Source organism: Novosphingobium panipatense (genome assembly GCF_900182875.1).
In the GTDB taxonomy this organism is placed as follows: domain Bacteria; phylum Pseudomonadota; class Alphaproteobacteria; order Sphingomonadales; family Sphingomonadaceae; genus Novosphingobium; species Novosphingobium panipatense.
The window spans coordinates 1-16,788 of sequence record NZ_FXUI01000007.1; the positions used below are offsets into that span (position 1 = coordinate 1).

The following is a 16,788-nucleotide window of genomic DNA, read 5'->3' on the forward strand; positions in this document are numbered from 1 at the left end:
CCAGCGACAATCCGAACAGGCACTCACGGCAGCGCCGCGACAATCTGTTCTCATCCTGATTGACGCGCGCCTCTCATCCAGATCGTCGCGCTATACCTGTGGGTAGCGAAACGACGGGGTATTTGCCTTGGGTGAACTGGTAGTAGGCGGCAGCATCGCCCTCGCCCTCGAAGATGACCAGGGACCGCGTATCGCAGCCTTTGGCCCAACGATGCATGAGCCACAGCGGGGGCTTTCCGTCAGCGTGAGGGAAGCTGTAGGTCTTCTCCTCCTCACTGATCTTATACCTGATCTTCTGGCCCCATAGGGAGCCCTTCTCGTTGTGATAGTCGAAGGAGATGCAGGACTTGCGGGGCAGCGGCTCGCCATCCGGGTCTTTGCAGGACCAGGAGACGATTTTGATGCCGAGGGCCTTACAGGTCGGCAGGTCGATGCCATACGCATCGGCGATCGGGCGGAACTCACCCTCGATCGGATCAAACACTCGGGGTTTCCTTGGGGCCGCCTGGGCCTTGGCGTCGTCGGCAGGCTCCCAGTAGTTGCAGCCGAAGCAGTGGGCCCTGCCAGAGGCATAGCGGGCTAGGTTGTCTCGGGAGCCGCACTCAGGGCAGCTCTCGTGGCGTAGGAAGGCGCTGTCGTCGCGCTCGTATTCAGACATTTGGCAGTCGAAAAAAGACCCCCAGCACACAAGGTACCCGGGGGCCGCGTCAGGGACAGACGGGAGGTCGAACGCCTTAGCGGCGCTTCACCTCGACCAGCTCACCAGAGCCATTCGTGACGACGCGGTAGTCGCCCACGATCACGGTCTGGGAGGGGAGGACGGACACTGCAGCGACGAGTGCGTCGAGAGCATCCTTAGCTGCGCTATCGGCAGCCGGGGCCGCCTTGGGGGCGGCGTTGGGGGTCTTGGTAGCCATGGGGCTCCTTAACGGTGGAGGTCGTAGTAGTACCGCACGTAGCGGCGCTGGGAGACCGGATGGAACTTGGTCTCGCTGCGTATCGGGATGCCTGCCTCGCGCAGCTCGGTGATGCGGCGGGTGAACGATCCCGAGTTGATGTCGAGGTCGAGCATGGCTTCACGCGATGAAGCATTGCCCGTGCGCTGGAGGTAAGCGAGGACTTCCTTCGCTCGGGGCGAAAGGCGGATGTTGCGGGGCATGTGGATGGTCTCCGGGGAGCGAGGGGCGCCGATCAGCGGCGAATGATCTGGACGGTGCCGTCCGGGAAAACGTGGTAGAGCATGGGTGCGGGGCTCACTTCTTCGGGCCGAGCTTCATCAGCTCAGACAGACGTGTTGCGCGGGCGCCGACCTGGCTGGCCCAAAGGGACTGAAGCATTCCGGCTGCAGCGGCCTTGAAGTCTCCCCGCTGGATCATCGCGAGGGTGTTCTTGAAGCCGAGCAGTTTGGAGATGCCGAGGTTGAAGCACATATTCACCAGGACGCGCTTGCGGACCTGATCGAGACTCTCGACCCACGGCAGCCGCCTGGCGAGCTGTCGGAGACATTCGTCGATGTCGTTGTCGAGGAGGACCATGGCCTGGGCGCGGGTGATGCCCTTCGCCTTAACGCTGGCGAGAGTGATCTTCAGCGCTGCAGTCTCCGAAGGCCGAATGCCCACGTCGTCCAGATTACGCCCAACGCCGATCGACAGTTTGCCTGCGGTGCAGCGGTAGGTCTTGGCTCGAAAGCCTTCGTCTCGCTCCAGCTCAGCGCGGAGGATTTCTCGATTGATGGGTTCAAGCGTAATCATGGGAGGGTCCTTCAGGCCGAGGCCACGTCGATCGCTGCGAGGCGCCGCTCATCAGCGGGCTCGTCGATCCAGGCTTGCGGGATTGATTTGTCGGCGAACTGGAAGCCGTTCTTCAGGCACCAGTCGGCGTAGGTGGACTTCGCGCCCTTCCTCAGGGGGGACTTGGAGCGCGAGAAAACGAAGCGGACGTCCAGGTCCGGGTGCTGGCCTTTGAGCCAGGCGTGCTTCTTCCTGTCGTCGACGTCGAAGAGCCCTTTGGTCTCCACGATGACGCCATTCGGCAGAATGAAGTCAGGGGTATAGGTGTGCGGCGTCTCTGGCTGGATGTAGCGGAGCTTGACCTCTTCGTAGCGGAAGGGGACCCCACGAGATGTGAGGTCCTCTGCCGTCTTCGCTTCGAGGCCGGAGCGCCAGGAGACCGCCGCTCGGCGGGCAGGCATTAGATGTCGAGGCCGCCCTCGTCGCCGTCCGCATCTCCTGCGTCACGGTCGTCGCCGTCGTCGGCTGAAAGGTCGAGTGCATCCTCGTCGCCATCGTCACCGGAGTACGTGAAGCCGCCCTCGTAGCCCTCGTAGGCTCCGAAGCGCGATCCACCGCCGCCGTTGACCAGCTTCAGGAGCTGAATGCCGGTAAGGGTGAACGAGACGCCCTTGATCGTGATGACCTCGACTTCGCCGTCTGCGTTTCGGACGCGTTCGGTCGTCTCGTAATCGGTGAAGTAGCCTTCGATGCGGCCTTCGGAGCCCGCGCCGATCTTCATCTTCTTGAGGGCTTCCTTCGGGATCGGCTTGCCCGAGGCGTCGACGATGAGCGGGGCCCGGTTCGACTTGGCACGCAGGAAGAGCTTGCCGGTCTCCTGCTTCTTGCCGTCGACCTTCTCCATCTGCTTCTTCAGTGGGAGGTTGGTGCCCTTCGCCGGGAGGCCGACCTTCTTGAGAACGTCCTTGAGCGTTGCCTCGACTTCGGCGATGGCCTTGCTCTTGGGATCAGCTACGCCGTCGACCTTGTACTTGTTGTCGGCGAACTGCCCTTCTGTGTCCGGGGACGACAGGTGGACGTGAGAGAAAACGAACGGGCCAAGGATGGCGTCGACGTAGGTCTTCTTGGGTTTGGCTGCTGCCATGGGTAGAGAAACTCTGGTATTCTGGCGAATGTCGCCGATTGTGTAGAAAAAATGGGCAGCCATTGGATGACTGCCGGAAGCCACTTAAGGGAGCCTTAAGGGGAACGCATGGGGGTCGAACGCAGAACACCCCCAGCTCGGTGGAGCCAGAGGTGCCTGAGGAAGACTTGTGCATAGATCGGCACTAATGGAAACCATCGCCGATTGTGGACCTTTTAGGCAAAGGCAAACGGCGCCTCTAGGACCAAATTGAGGTCCAGGTTTCCTTTGGACGGGAGCGGTGGCAGCTTCTCGATACCTTCCTCGCTCAAGACGCTGCGGGCGTAGCGGTCCAGCTCCTGCAGCGGGCAATAGTCTTCATAGCATTCCACAAACGCTTCCCGAACGATGCGGCTAAAGGCCTCCATGTTGCCCAGGTGGGTCCCGAAGCTGTCGTGGATCATTGAGAAGGCCGTGATCCCCAGGGCGCGAGCCTTGGCTACAGACTTGTGGAGGTGCGCTGCGTCCATCGAGTGGATGACGTTCGGGCTTGCGGCGCTGCGCATGGTCTTTTTGTCCACGCGGCTCGTCGGGGCCTGACGGAGCAGGACACGGACGCGGGAGAGCGTGTTGCCCTCGTGGTCGACCTTATCGGTGCCCTGGGCCGGACGGATGGTCCGTGAGTAGAGCCACAGGTTGACCTCCTTCGTGGTGAACTCCGAATACCGCTGCACGACAGGAAAGCCCGTCTGGGTCCTCCAGATCATCGAGAGGCTCTCATGCGCCAGGGCCGCTGCAACCTGCTGTATCCAGTTGGCAGCCTCGTCAGCCTTGGCGGCAACCGTGGTCACTGCCGAGTAGATGTGTTCCGCAAGGGCACGGGCGCAGCTGTAGCCGCCGTCAGGTGCCCAGGTCTCCTCCTTGGTGTCCTTATTCACGCGAAGGGTGATCTGCTCGTATGGGTGCTTCTCCAGCTTCCCCATCGCGACCTTGTCGGCCAGCGGGCGCATGAGGTCCTGCATATGCTGCTCGCGCATCCCGAACCGGGCCGAGCCGTAGAAGTAGGTCATGACGTTGCGCTTGGCCTCGCCGCGACCGAAGCCGTTGTCGAGGATGATCTGGCAAGAGGCATCCCCCGCCTTAGCCTCAGCCTGAAGGGACGGCATGGCTGCGTCGGCTGTCACCTGGTAGATGTCGCCTACGTCCGAACGCGGGACCAGGTTGACGTGGTAGGCCTCGTCAGCGGAGCGGGTGATCGCGGAGTAGTGCTGCAGGCCCGAGCAGGAGCCGTCAGCCGCCCCAGGGATTTTCGACAGGAACTCGGGATCGAAGCCGCTCTCGGCCCATTCGACATACTCGAAGCAGGCCTGCAGGAAGCAGAAGGGGCTGTCGGCCTTCGTCCACCAGTCTGCCATGGCCTCCGGGTCCATCACGGTCGCAATGATGTTGGAGGCGTTCTCGTCGACCCAAGCCGTGCGGACCTCGAAAGGCTTCTTGGAGACCTTCTCGAAGTCGCCACAGTTGGCGAGGTGGATTTTCAGCCATCGGCCACCATCCTCCCCAAGAGGCACCCCATCGGCGAAGCGGAAGAGAGCCTTGAGGTGGTCGGAGCGTTGATGGTTGAAGTACGGCACGGCATAGGTCCGGCCCCGGAAGTCCAAGGAATGCGGCAGGTAGAAGCAATTGTGCTGCGCCATCTCCTGGGCTGTCGCCATGTCCCGATCGAAGTTGCCCTTATCCACAGCCAAGGCCTGGCAGACCTGGCGAACGGACCTACGCTGGCGGCGGCGGGCCGTCTGCTCCTCCTTCGACATCTTCTCCCATTCCTCTGGGCTCACCTTCTCAGGCACCTCGGGTGTCTTATCGGTCGGGAAGCTGGACGACGGACGCAGGCCGGTCTCACGGGCCCAAAGGATCACGTCTAGGACCCGGTCGTCGATCTCCCAGCGAGTGTCCTGGATGGCGTTGAGCGCGTCCAAGACCTCCTGCATCGACCCATCGGCGATCGCTTCCTTCACCAGCTTGCGCTGCTCCTTCGAGCGCGTGCGGACCATCGGGACCAGACGGGCCAGTCGGTGGCAGTAGTAGGCCCCGGAGCTGTTGCTCTCCCACTTGCGGGGCTGGGCGACCATCGGGAGGAGTGGAAGATGTTCCATGGCCGCGAGGTCCTCCATTTCGACAATCGCCGCTGCTGCCTGGTCCGTGAGCATGACCACGGCATGGCGAAGGCCGTTCTGGGTGATGGTCTTCTGATAGAACACGTCGGAGAGCTTGCGCAGGACGACATTGAGGATCGTCTGGCCGACCAGGACGCGGGTGTCGTCGTCCCAGTGCAGGGCTGCCTCATTCTCCTCCACGAGGGCGCGGAAGCGCTTCTCCAAGACGGCCTCCGTCAGGTCCCCTTGGCCCAGCTTGAGGAGGGCTTTCGCCGCCTTCGGGTCGGCAGCCTCCAGAGCCTTGCCCTCCAGCTCGATCTCAACGCGGCGTCCCATGTCCTGCGTCAGCTCAGCCACGCGCCCTGCCCTTCCGAGGCAACGAAACACACAGCACATGCCGATAGTGGCGATCGTGTCGACCGGCAGCTCCATGAGGGCCTTGAGGCTTGTCGGCTTGCGGCCCCTCGCCTTGCTGGACACGTCCATCCATTCCCGGACGCCTTCAGCCACGATAGGGATTGCGCCCCGGATTAGCTTCTGAACTTCGCTATGGTTTTCGTACCCGGAGCGCTTCACCTTCTCTCGATTGCGCTCGGCGAACCTGCGGCGTCCTTCTGCCACGGTCTTGATTTCGAGTGCCTTCTGGGCTTCACGCTCGGGCGAGATATTGATCATGTGCGGCTCCTGAGTTGTCCCATCCGTTTGGGGACTGTTGCTGAGCCGACATATTCCACAAACGGTAAGAGCGCAATCCAGGCACGCTTCGTTTCGTCGAAAAAAGGTCGACCGGCCTCAGGTGCTCACGGGATCAACGGGCACAAAAAATGCCGCCGAAGGGCGTCCCCCACGGCGACATCTGGTGCCCCTTGCGGGGGCTGTTGTAGTGAAAGGGCTGTAACCCGCAGGATTGCTTGATGTGGACTGTCTACAATCGGCAAATGTTGCTCATCGGAAAACCAGATTAGGAATCTGGTGCTCTATCCTGCTGAGCTACGGGCGCACACCGAGGCCTCCTAGCCGGTGAATACCGGGTTGGCAATCAATTCGCCTTCTCTGGCGTCACGATCGGGAACGGCAGCGGCACAAGTCCGACTCCCTCCTCCAGCAGTTCCCTTGCGTCAGCCGCTGTGGCCTGTCCGTGAATGGCTTCTGCGTCCTGCTCGCCGTAGTGCATGGCACGCGCTTCATCGACGAATTTATCGCCAACGTACCGCGACGACTTCAGCGCCTCAGCCTGCATCGTCGCCAGCGTCTGCAGTAGTTCCACGGCCTGCGGTGGCAGCGCATCACGTGCCGTTGGCTTAGCCAAAGGCGGAGAGGGTGCGGCTTTTGCGGCAGACACTCCGGCCCTCTCGGGCAACTGGTTTCCCTTGCGGGCAAGGCGCGGCGCCTGCACGGCCTTGGCTACATTGGTGGAACCACAGTGGGGACAGGCGACAAACCCTTGCTTCTGCTGCCGCGCATAGTCGCCCGAGGACTTGAACCATCCTTCGAATCGATGCTGCGCGGCACGGCATTCAAGGTCATAGACGATCATGACGCGGCTATTTGGCGATAGCGCGCCGATTGGCAAGACTTGGAAGCTGAGAGCGCACCTGCGCGATCCTTGCAGGATCAAGGTCGACAAACCCCAGGGCCGCTCCCCGACCATCGTCGGCTCCTCCCATGTCAAGCAGCACCTCTCCCCATGGATCCACCGCGAGCGAGTGCCCATAGGTTTCGCGTCCATCTTCATGGAGGCCCACCTGCGCTGCCGACAGGACAAACGCGCTCGCTTCCACCGCACGAGCCCGCTGCAAGAGATGCCAATGCGCGCGCCCGGTGGGGACGGTGAAGGCTGCCGGTATGGCGATGACGTCGCAGCCGGCCTTGCCCAAAGCCTCAAAAAGAGCAGGAAACCGCACATCATAGCAGATGGCAAGTCCAAGCCGGCCAACCGGCGTCTCAACGCTGACCACAGCATCGCCAGCCGTGTAGGCGCTGGATTCCCGCCAGGTCTCTCCCGTCGCCAGATCTACATCGAACATGTGGATCTTGTCGTAGCGACTGCGTATCTCGCCCTTGTCGTCGATGACGAAGCTTCGATTCGCCCACTTCCCATCGTCGCGAGCAATGGCAAGCGACCCGACATGAACCCACATGCCGTTGCGCCGCGCTGCTTCGCGAGTAGTGGCGAGGACCGGATCGTCTTCTTCCCTGCGGATCGCGGTCTTGGCACGGTCGCGCTTTCGATCCAGCAGGCCAGACATTTCCGGCGTAAACAGCATCACCGCCCCGCCCGCGCGTGCCCTGCCCACGGCATCGTCGATGGCAGCGGCGTTCGCTGCAGGATCGATGCCGGTCGTCATCTGGAACAAGGCGACGCGCGTCATAAGGTCACAATCCAAGGATCGGGTTGAGCTTGCCGGCCCGATCGAGGGCGTTGATGTCGTCGAAGCCGCCGTAGGCCTTTCCGTTGATCAGGATCTGCGGAACCGTGGTTGCTCCAGGCACCCGCTCGAGCATTTCCGCCCGCTTGGGACCGCCCATCGTGAGGTCGTATTCCTGATAGGAAACGCCCTTCTTGTCCAGCAGCGACTTCGCGGCGACGCAGTAGGGGCAGCCCCACTTGGTGTAAATTTCGATCTTAGGCTGAGTCATGCCAAGCTCCTGTTTCGCAGCCCTTGAAAGGTGGGCGGCTTACCATATCTAGGTATGCAGGTCATGGCCCGCCAAGGGGATGGCCTGAAGAAGGGGCGCCGCGTCGCGGGCCCTTGATAAACGAAGATTGCTCATCGGAGGATTTTTGTCATGAACCGTATCGATTTCTCGCCCTATCGCCGCACGATGGTCGGCTTCGACCGCCTTTTCGACATGATCGAAAATCAGGCACGGGCGACTTCTGGCGATAAGTACCCCCCCTTCAATATCGAACGTCGCGGACAGGATGCTTATCGCATCACACTTGCCGTTGCCGGTTTCAAGCCTGCCGACATCGACATCACAGCACAGGCGAACCTCCTGGTCGTCAAGGGCAACAAGCCCGAAGAAACACCAGAGGGTGAACTGCTGCACGTTGGTATCGCTCAGCGTGGCTTCGAACGTCGTTTCGAATTGGCCGACTACGTGCGTGTCGACGGTGCCGATCTGGCGGACGGCTTGCTCGTCATCGATCTGGTCCGCGAAGTGCCCGAGGCCATGAAGCCGAAGAAGGTGGCGATCGGCGGCAGCAAGCTGACCGTCATCGAAAATGGCGAGGAAAGCAGCGCCGCTGCTTGAAACCTGACGTAAGCTGCTTGCCTCTCCGTCCCTTGAAGCAGGCGGCTCACGATGGAAGGGTGGTTGGAGGAAGATCCGGCCACCCTTTCTCATGGAGCGGCCCTTTTTGGCGCGACATGCATCCGCAGCCTGTCAGACAACCGTCCTGCCGATCAGGCGGCCGCTCTTCCTGTTCCTTCAGCGAAGAGGGAGCACGCCTTGAACTCTCCCGGCACTTCAAGCAGATCAGCGAGCGTTGGAGCGACCATCCGTAGCGAAACGGTCTCTTGCACCTGTGCTGATGCAATTCCAGGGCCTTTAATCCAGAACGCCCCTTCGGGATGATGCTTTCCGCTCCGCAGAGCGTCGAGCGGGTAGAAAATGTCGAAGAAGTCGGCTGACGTCTTGCCGTTCGGTGCGACGACGCGGATGCCCTCCGGAGGCGTCTTCTCGATCATGCATCCGGCATCCAGGCTACTCCCTTTCCGGCGAGCCCACATCGGTTGCCGACCGTCAGTAAGCCACAGCGCCTCGATCTGTGCGGCGGCGGACGTGGCTGCCTGTTCGTTCTGGAAATGAAGCAAAAACTGCTGCGACATGATGGGGGCGTATGTCCACCCCTGCTCAACTCCCGCCAGTTCAAGCAAGACTTTGATATCTCGATGGCGGAAGATCTGACGCCCCCCATCTTCCTCATGTGTCAGCATCGGCTGCTGGCTAAGGGCAGTCAGCAGCACGAGGTTTGCCTCGTCCCTCGCCATCGACAGTGCCTCTCCCACGATGCGGTCCATGTTCTGATAGCCCGCAAGAATAGCGTCGCCGTACGTCTGGCGTTGCTTCTCCGACGACTGGATCCTGAACAGACCCGGTTCGAACTCCCTCCAATGAAAGTGCTGGAAGTGCGCGGTGCTGTTGATGAAGAACGTAGAGAGATACGGCTGCATGGACTTGTAGACGGAGCGGAACACATCCCACTGCAGCCTGTCGAGCATCATGGCCCTGCGCCATTTCACGTCGCGGCGCCTCTCCTGCGCAAGTTGCTTGATCAACGCTGCCACGGAACTGGCAGAAAGGCCGTGCCTGAGCATGAACTGCCCAAACCGCAGAACGTCGACTGGAGAGACCTCCGGCCGGCCGCTATGCTCCTGGACGTAGCTTCGGACCAGACGAGCGTAGGGCCTGAACATGTTCAGCGGCACGGGCTCTGCCGAAGTGGCCCAGGGGTCGGGAAGGAAGCAGCCGCGAAACCCCGGCTGGACCGCGGCGTTCATGCTGCCGCAGATCCAGTTCGTCTGGTCTGCACGGCTGACGAGGTCCCACAGACGCGGCGCGGTCAGGTCGCTGCCCTCGTTGAGATTGAAGCAGCCATGCTCCGCGAAGGAGAGCCCGGTGTGAACCGTGACCCACTGAATCCACGGCTCGAGATTGGGCGCCGTCTCCTCCGCGTCGGTGACCGCGACCATGGCGGAGTCCCGGAAGCGACGAAAGTTCGGCAGATGCCCTTGCTCTATGAAGCGATCGAGCAACTGCGGTGAAAGTTCGTTGAATTCCAGGACAATCGTTCGCATTCAACCAGCCCCCACGTGGAGGGAGCAGAATGCCTCGCCCGCCTGCCCGATAGCCAGGGCAGTCTGTTCCGTTCCGGACCCACCGCCAGGCGATGGGGCCGGAACTGCGATCAAACCAGGCGTGCCTGACGCAAGGCAGCCGCGATGAAACCGGCGAACAGCGGATGCGGCTCAAACGGACGCGACTTCAGCTCGGGATGGAACTGCACGCCCACAAACCACGGGTGATCGGGACGCTCCACGATCTCCGGCAGCAACCCGTCGGGAGACATGCCCGAGAAAATAAGGCCGTTCCCTTCAAGCGCCTCACGGTACTTGCCGTTCACCTCGTAGCGATGGCGGTGACGTTCGCTGATTTCCGCCGCGCCGTAGATCGATGCGACATGGCTGTTCGGAGAGAGCGCAGCGGTATAGGCGCCGAGGCGCATGGTGCCGCCCAGATCGCCACCTTCCGCCCGGGTCTGGAGACCGTCCTGCGTCATCCATTCCGTGATAATACCGACGACCGGCTCCTCAGTCGGACCGAACTCCGTCGAACTCGCCTTCTCGATCCCGGCTGCGCGCGCGCCTTCGATGCAGGCCATCTGCATGCCAAGACAGATCCCGAAGAACGGAACGCCACGCTCACGCGCGAAGCGAACCGAGGCGATCTTGCCTTCGGTACCGCGCTCGCCAAAGCCGCCGGGCACGAGGATGCCGTGCATCGGCTCCAGCGCCGCTGCGATTTCGGAATCTTCCTTCTCGAAGACTTCCGCGTCGATCCACCGCACGTTCACCTTGACGCGGTTTGCCATGCCGCCGTGCACCAGCGCCTCGTTCAGCGACTTGTACGCGTCCTGCAGGCCGACATACTTGCCCACGACGCCGATCGTCACTTCGCCCTCGGGGTTCTGGTAACGGTCCGTGATATCTTCCCAACGGGACAGTTCCGGAGCCTTTGACGATTCCAGCATGCCGAAGTGATGCAGAACCTCCGCATCCAGCCCTTCGTGATGGTACTGCAGCGGAACCGCATAGATGTTCGGCGCGTCAAGCGCCTGGATCACCGCCTGCGGACGCACGTTGCAGAACAGCGCGATCTTGCGACGCTCGCTCTCCGGCAGTTCGCGATCGGCACGGCAGAGGAGAATATCCGGCTGGATACCCAGACCAGTCAGCTCGCGCACCGAGTGTTGCGTCGGTTTGGTCTTCAACTCACCCGCTGCAGCGATGAACGGAACCAGGGTGACGTGCACGAAGCAGGTCTGTTCCCGGCCGAGTTCATTGCGCAGCTGGCGCATCGCCTCGACGAATGGCAGGCCTTCGATGTCGCCGACGGTTCCGCCGATCTCGCAGAGGACGAAATCGAGATCCTCGGTTTCGGTCAGCGCGAAGTCCTTGATGGCGTCGGTTACATGCGGAATCACCTGAACTGTCGCGCCGAGGTAGTCGCCACGGCGCTCCTTGGCGATGATGTCCTGGTAGATGCGTCCCGAGGTGATGTTGTCCGCCTTGCTGCCGGAAACGCCCGTGAACCGCTCGTAGTGACCGAGATCAAGATCGGTTTCCGCTCCGTCATCGGTCACGAAAACCTCGCCATGCTGATACGGACTCATGGTGCCCGGATCGACGTTGAGATAGGGGTCGAACTTGCGAATACGGACCTTATAGCCCCGCGCCTGAAGCAGAGCCGCGAGGCTCGCCGCCATCAGACCCTTGCCCAGCGAGGAGACCACGCCGCCGGTGATGAAAATATGCCGCGCCATGGGAGTCGGGCCTTAAATTGCATGGGGGCCCAAAGGCAAGCGCCCAGAGCCTCATTCCACAGGTCAAACACATGGAAATGCCGTCTGACAGCGCCAGACGGCATTCCGGTTACGGTGAAGCGCCGCGAGGACGCTTGCCGGGGTTACTGCTTGGCAGCACCCGAAAGAGGGTCGGCCCGAACGGATTCGCCAACCGGAGCGCCCTGCACCTGTGGCGCAGGCGCCGCCGGATTGGCGGCCCCACCGAGCGGGTCCGCCGGCTGAGCCGGCGCCGACGGCGCGGCATTGCGTTCCAGCGAGGTGTCGATATCGCGGCCCGAGGTCTCATTAACCGCGAGAGCCGCAAGAGCGATGCTCAGGATGACGAAGACGGAAGCCAGGATCGCCGTGGCGCGGGTCAGGAAGTTGGCGGCACCACGTGCCGACATAAGCCCCGAGGGACTGCCGCCGACACCAAGGCCGCCGCCTTCGGACTTCTGCACCAGGATCACGCCAACCAGCATGGCAGCGACCAGCGCCTGGACCACGGTCAGAAAAAGGAACATCTTCGTCTCAGCCTTCTTACGAGGACATACCCCGTATGGTTCGCGGCGCAGATAGGCTCTCGAGGGCGAGTGCGCAACCCGGCAACTTTATTACCACACCGACTCTCGTCAATGCGTATCCGTCTTGTCATTCCGTAAGCGAGGCGGCCGCACCCACGATAGACAGGAAGCTTTCCGCCGTGAGGCTGGCGCCCCCCACGAGTGCACCGTCCACATCCGGAACTGCAAGCAGTTCAGCCGCGTTCTCGGCCTTCACCGATCCACCGTACAGGATACGCACGTCCACGCAGCTCTCACCGTAGATGGCGACGAGGCGGGTGCGAATCGCCTTGTGCATCGCCGCCACGTCCTCCACCGACGGCACGCGTCCGGTGCCAATCGCCCAGATCGGCTCATACGCGATCGAAAGCTTGTCCGGTGCGCCGTCCATGCGCGGGCATGAGCCTTCAAGCTGCGCCGTCACGACGGCCTCGGCGTGTCCGGCGTCGCGCTGCGCTTCGGTCTCACCGATGCAGAGAATGACCGAAAGGCCGGCGGACAAGGCAGCTTCCGCCTTCGCCTTGACGTCCGCGTCGCTTTCCCGGTGGTAATCGCGGCGCTCGGAGTGCCCGACGATAGTGAAGTCCGCTCCCGCATCCTTCAGCATCAGGGCAGACACGTTGCCCGTGTAGGCGCCGTTCTCGCTGGCGTGGCAGTCTTGCCCGCCCACACCAATCAGTTCAACCGCATCACGCATACGGAAGAGCAGTGTCGCGGGCGGCGCCAGCCCTACCTGCACCTTGGGGAAGCGCGCGGCGGCACGGTCAATTGCGCGGGCTTCGTTGAGCATGGCGCGCGTGCCATTCATTTTCCAGTTTCCGACGATGTAAGGCAATCCGGCCATTTCAATCCCTTGATCCGATCTCGGCGAACCTTGAGAGCTTTCTCGACAGAGTGCCCCCGGCGATTCCCGTTGCTGTTTCAAAACCGGGAATCAGTCGTCGCTTTCGCGGGCAGCTAGGCCAGTGTGCACGACCTTGTCAAAACTCGTCGCGGCGTCACCGATCGTATTACCCACCCCTGTCGCGCAAACGCAACGTACCGCGCTTTTGCCCGGCCCGTGCGCGACCGCCATTGCAGGATAGGCGAAGGCACCCTAAAGCCTGCGACCGTTTACAGGCGATACCCCAAGGTTTCGCGCAGATAATCGCTGATTGGCACGGTCCATGCTCAATTTCTTCCGAACGTTTCTCAAGTCCAAAGTCGGCGCCTTCGTGGGCCTGGCAGTCCTTGCCCTCATCGCCATCGCGTTTGCCAGCGGCGACATGATCGGGCTTGGAGGCCCGGCGGGTGGTGGGACCGGAGCCTCCGTGGCGACGGCCGGCGACGAGAAGGTCACAGCCGACGAACTCGATCAAAGTGCGAAGCGCGCACTGGAACGTGTCAAGCAACAAAGCCCGACCGCGACGATGAAGCAGCTCATCGCTGAAGGCGGCCTTGAGCAGGTGCTCGACAGCCTGATCGACGGAGCGGCCTTCGCTGCTTTCGGAGACGAGCATGGCATTACCGTGAGCGATCGCCTCGTCGACAGCGAGCTCACTCAGATACCCGGCTTTCAGGGCGTCGACGGCAAATTCGATCAGACCGTCTTCCGTCAGGCGCTCGCACAGCAGCGCATTTCCGAAGCGTCCCTGCGCAGCGACATCCGCAAGAACCTGATCGCGCAGGAACTTGTGGTGTCCGCCCAGTTCGGAACGGTGATGCCGCAGTTTGTGGCCAAGCGCTACGCGGCGCTGCTCGGCGAAACCCGCAGCGGCAGCGTCATCGCGCTGCCCTCCCCGTTGTTCGCCCCCGACAAAGCGCCCACCGATGCGGAACTTGCAGCTTACTACAAGGAGCATGCGGCGCAGTTTGTCCGTCCCGAGCGCCGGACGATCCGCTACGCACTGGTCAAGGCCGAAGCGATCCCGGCGGCCGCGGCGCCGACGGACGCGGAGATCGCCGCGCGGTTTGAAGCGAACACGGCGAACTACGCCGCCAAGGACAATCGCCGCATCACGCAGTTGATCGTTCCCACCGAAGCGGCGGCACAGGCAATCGTGGCCGAAGTGCAGAAGGGCAAGTCGCTCGAAGCCGCAGCGCAGCAGAAGGGGCTCTCGGCGGCCAAACTGGAATCGTTCAGCCGCGAGGAGCTGGCGAGCCAGTTCTCGCAGGGCGTGGCCCAAGCCGTCTTTGCGGCTCCTGTCGGGAAGCTGGCGACGCCGCAGAAGAGTGTCCTTGGCTGGCACGTCATCCGCGTGGACGAGGAGCAGAAGACCCCTGCAAGGACGCTGGCGGACGCGAAGTCCGAGATTCGCGAGCAACTGGCCGCGGAGAAGGCGCGCAAGGCGTTCAGCGATGCCATCGGCCGTGTGGATGAGCAGTTCTCCAGCGGCGCGAACCTCACGGAAGTTGCGCGGTCCCTCGGCGCTGGGGTGGCCCGCACGCAGCCCGTCACCGCTGATGGGCGGGTATACATGAAGCCGGGTGAGGCTCTCCCGGCAGAATTGCGCCCGATCCTCGCCACCGCGTTCAGCATGGAGCAGGAGCAGCCTCAGGTCGCCGAGGTTGAGAAGGGCAAGTCGTTCGTCCTTTATGACGTGACCGACGTTCAGGCCTCTGCCCCCGCGCCGCTCGCACAGATCACGGACGACGTCACCTTTGCCTGGAAGGTTGACGCCGGCTCCAGGGCGGCCAAAGTGGCTGCCGTGAAGATCCAGGCTGCTCTGCGCAAGGGACAGTCGATTGATCAGGCCATCGCTGCAACGGGCAAGAACCTTCCTCCGGTCGAGCAGGTCTCGATGTCGCGGCCCACGCTGGCGGCGGCGCTTCGGGCTGGCCAACAGGTTCCTCCCCCGGTTTCGCTGATGTTCCACATGGCCAAGGGCACCATCAAGGTGCAGTCGGCTGCGGGCGGAAGAGGCTGGTTCGTGGTCATGCTCAAGGACATCGTGCCGGCCAAGGTGGAATCGGACGCCATGATCCGCAGCGCGCAAACCGAACTGGGGCAGCAGCTTGGCCAGGCCTACGCCTCCGCCCTTGCGGGCGCGGTCCGCAAGGACGTGGGCGTCAAGCGTCACGACGCTGCCATTCGCGCGGTGCGCGACCAGCTTGCCGGCTCCGCCACCAACTGATCGGATCGAAGGAATAGCGATGCAGCGCCATTACGACCGCCGGGCGGCTCAGACGCAGCTTGAGCAAGGCCGTCCTGCCCTGGTCTGGCGCCGACTGGTTGCCGACACGGAAACGCCTGTCGGCGCTGCTCTCAAGCTGATCGAGGACGGCCGCGGCGATTTCCTGCTGGAGTCGGTCGAGGGCGGAGAGACCCGCGGCCGCTACAGCCTGCTCGGCCTCGATCCCGACCTCGTCTTTCGGGCGAGCGGCGCCACCTGCGAAATCAACACACGGTGGAAACAGGACCGCAACGCCTTCTCGGCTCTGGAAGGGGACAGCCTCACCGAGCTTCGCGCCCTTGTCGAGCGGTGTCGCTGCGACGTTCCGGCCGAGCTTCCGAAGGCCATGGCGTGCCTGGTAGGCTATTTCGGCTACGAGACCATTGGTCTGGTCGAGAAGCTTCCGCGCGCGCCTCAGAGCACGCTGGAAGTGCCGGACATGCTATTCGTGCGTCCGTCTCTCCTACTTATCTTCGACAGGCTTTCGGACGAACTGTTCTGTGTCGCGCCTGTGTGGCCCGGCGTTCAGGATCCCGGCAGCGCACTTGACCAGGCATCGGACAGCATCGACACCGCACTGCGCCGTCTCGCGGCACCCGCGCCTGCCGCTCCGGCGGCCGTGAACCTGCCGGAACCCGTGCAGACCGCGGTTGTGGCTCCGGCGGACTACAAGGCGATGGCTCTGCGCGCGAAGGAGTACATCGAAGCCGGCGATATCTTCCAGGTGGTGCTGGCCCAGCGCTTCACCTGCGACTTTCCGCTTCCGCCGCTGGCGCTTTATCGCAGCCTGCGGCGGGTCAATCCGTCGCCCTTCCTCTATTATCTCGACTTCCCAGGCTTTGCGCTGATCGGTTCGAGCCCGGAGATCCTCGTCCGTGTCCGCGAAGGCGAGGTAACCATCCGTCCCATTGCCGGCACGCGCCCGCGCGGCAAGACGCCCGCCGAGGACCGGAGTAACGAAATCAGCCTCCTGGCCGATCCCAAGGAGCGCGCCGAGCATCTGATGCTTCTGGATCTGGGTCGCAATGATGTCGGCCGTGTCGCCGCGGCCGGCTCCGTCGAAGTCACCGACAGCTACACGGTCGAGCGGTACAGCCACGTCATGCACATCGTGTCGAACGTAGTGGGCAGGCTCGACACGGCGCGACACGATGCTCTCGATGCCGTCTTCGCGGGATTTCCAGCCGGGACGGTCTCGGGTGCACCCAAGGTGCGGGCTTGTGAGGTAATCGCAGAGCTCGAGCCCGAAACCAGGGGCGCCTATGCCGGTGGCGTCGGGTACTTCGCGCCTGACGGTTCTGTCGACAGCTGCATTGTGCTGCGCACCGGCGTTCTCAAGGACGGCGTCCTCCATGTTCAGGCGGGCGCCGGCATCGTTGCGGACAGCGATCCTGACTACGAGCAGCGCGAGTGCGAAGCCAAGAGCGGCGCCCTTTTCGCCGCCGCGCGGGAAGCCATTCGCGTTGCCGGGGAACCCGGGTTCGGCCAGTGAA

At 62.8% G+C, this 16,788-nt stretch carries 17 protein-coding genes and 1 tRNA gene; 3 read left to right on the plus strand and 15 right to left on the minus strand.

From position 1 onward, the window contains the following. Positions 1-73 precede the first annotated feature (73 nt). From QOL62_RS12030 to grxC, 11 genes are all read right to left on the minus strand, one after another. Positions 74-484: a hypothetical protein gene (locus QOL62_RS12030; protein WP_283406431.1), complete on the minus strand. Its 411-nt coding sequence runs from the start codon at positions 482-484 to the stop codon at positions 74-76. 250 nt (positions 485-734) lie between these two features. Further along, the gene (locus QOL62_RS12035) at positions 735-917 is read right to left on the minus strand and encodes a hypothetical protein (RefSeq protein WP_283406432.1); all 183 of its coding nucleotides are present in this window, start codon (positions 915-917) and stop codon (positions 735-737) included. Between the two features lie 8 nt (positions 918-925). Further along, positions 926-1,159 carry a helix-turn-helix domain-containing protein gene (locus tag QOL62_RS12040; RefSeq protein WP_283406433.1) on the minus strand — a complete coding sequence of 78 codons (234 nt, stop codon included), beginning with the start codon at positions 1,157-1,159 and terminating at the stop codon, positions 926-928. Between the two features lie 94 nt (positions 1,160-1,253). Then, positions 1,254-1,751, minus strand: a complete 498-nt coding sequence (locus QOL62_RS12045) for a glycoside hydrolase family protein (RefSeq protein ID WP_283406434.1) — start codon at positions 1,749-1,751, stop codon at positions 1,254-1,256. Positions 1,752-1,762: 11 nt separating this feature from the next. Next, complete coding sequence (locus QOL62_RS12050) at positions 1,763-2,191, minus strand: hypothetical protein (RefSeq protein ID WP_283406435.1); 429 nt, start codon at positions 2,189-2,191, stop codon at positions 1,763-1,765. After that, positions 2,191-2,874 carry an ssDNA-binding protein gene (locus QOL62_RS12055; protein ID WP_283406436.1) on the minus strand — a complete coding sequence of 228 codons (684 nt, stop codon included), beginning with the start codon at positions 2,872-2,874 and terminating at the stop codon, positions 2,191-2,193. The genes QOL62_RS12050 and QOL62_RS12055 overlap by 1 nt, the downstream gene beginning before the upstream one ends. 215 nt (positions 2,875-3,089) lie before the next feature. Further along, complete coding sequence (locus QOL62_RS12060) at positions 3,090-5,684, minus strand: DNA-directed RNA polymerase (protein WP_283406437.1); 2,595 nt, start codon at positions 5,682-5,684, stop codon at positions 3,090-3,092. A gap of 182 nt (positions 5,685-5,866) precedes the next feature. Beyond that, positions 5,867-6,007 (minus strand) — tRNA-Arg (locus QOL62_RS12065). A gap of 41 nt (positions 6,008-6,048) precedes the next feature. Continuing rightward, positions 6,049-6,546, minus strand: coding sequence for a DUF1178 family protein (locus QOL62_RS12070; RefSeq protein WP_283406438.1), 498 nt, complete (start codon positions 6,544-6,546; stop codon positions 6,049-6,051). Positions 6,547-6,553: 7 nt separating this feature from the next. Next, the gene (locus QOL62_RS12075) at positions 6,554-7,381 is read right to left on the minus strand and encodes a carbon-nitrogen hydrolase family protein (RefSeq protein WP_283406439.1); all 828 of its coding nucleotides are present in this window, start codon (positions 7,379-7,381) and stop codon (positions 6,554-6,556) included. 4 nt (positions 7,382-7,385) lie between these two features. Beyond that, complete coding sequence (grxC, locus tag QOL62_RS12080) at positions 7,386-7,649, minus strand: glutaredoxin 3 (protein ID WP_103730231.1); 264 nt, start codon at positions 7,647-7,649, stop codon at positions 7,386-7,388. Between the two features lie 150 nt (positions 7,650-7,799). Here grxC and QOL62_RS12085 point away from each other — a divergent pair, with 150 nt between their 5' ends. After that, complete coding sequence (locus QOL62_RS12085) at positions 7,800-8,267, plus strand: Hsp20 family protein (RefSeq protein ID WP_103730232.1); 468 nt, start codon at positions 7,800-7,802, stop codon at positions 8,265-8,267. A gap of 152 nt (positions 8,268-8,419) precedes the next feature. Here QOL62_RS12085 and QOL62_RS12090 read toward each other — a convergent pair whose 3' ends face one another. The 4 genes from QOL62_RS12090 to tpiA all read right to left on the minus strand — a co-directional run bounded on the left by QOL62_RS12090 (position 8,420) and on the right by tpiA (position 12,987). Further along, a complete protein-coding gene (locus QOL62_RS12090) occupies positions 8,420-9,814 on the minus strand; it encodes an alkaline phosphatase family protein (RefSeq protein ID WP_283406440.1) in 1,395 nt (464 codons plus the stop codon). Positions 9,815-9,924: 110 nt separating this feature from the next. Then, complete coding sequence (gene pyrG / locus QOL62_RS12095) at positions 9,925-11,559, minus strand: CTP synthase (protein ID WP_283406441.1); 1,635 nt, start codon at positions 11,557-11,559, stop codon at positions 9,925-9,927. A 143-nt stretch (positions 11,560-11,702) separates the two neighbouring features. After that, the gene (secG, locus tag QOL62_RS12100; protein ID WP_283406442.1) at positions 11,703-12,104 is read right to left on the minus strand and encodes a preprotein translocase subunit SecG; all 402 of its coding nucleotides are present in this window, start codon (positions 12,102-12,104) and stop codon (positions 11,703-11,705) included. 127 nt (positions 12,105-12,231) lie between these two features. After that, the gene (gene tpiA / locus QOL62_RS12105) at positions 12,232-12,987 is read right to left on the minus strand and encodes a triose-phosphate isomerase (protein WP_283406443.1); all 756 of its coding nucleotides are present in this window, start codon (positions 12,985-12,987) and stop codon (positions 12,232-12,234) included. Between the two features lie 322 nt (positions 12,988-13,309). Between tpiA and QOL62_RS12110 the strand changes: the two genes are divergently transcribed. Both QOL62_RS12110 and QOL62_RS12115 read left to right on the plus strand, forming a co-directional pair. Beyond that, positions 13,310-15,256 (plus strand): peptidylprolyl isomerase, encoded by a 1,947-nt coding sequence (locus QOL62_RS12110; protein ID WP_283406444.1) that lies wholly within the window; start codon positions 13,310-13,312, stop codon positions 15,254-15,256. Positions 15,257-15,275: 19 nt separating this feature from the next. Continuing rightward, on the plus strand, positions 15,276-16,787 hold the full coding sequence (locus tag QOL62_RS12115; RefSeq protein ID WP_283406445.1) for an anthranilate synthase component I family protein: 1,512 nt from the start codon (positions 15,276-15,278) through the stop codon (positions 16,785-16,787). Position 16,788: the final 1 nt, after the last annotated feature.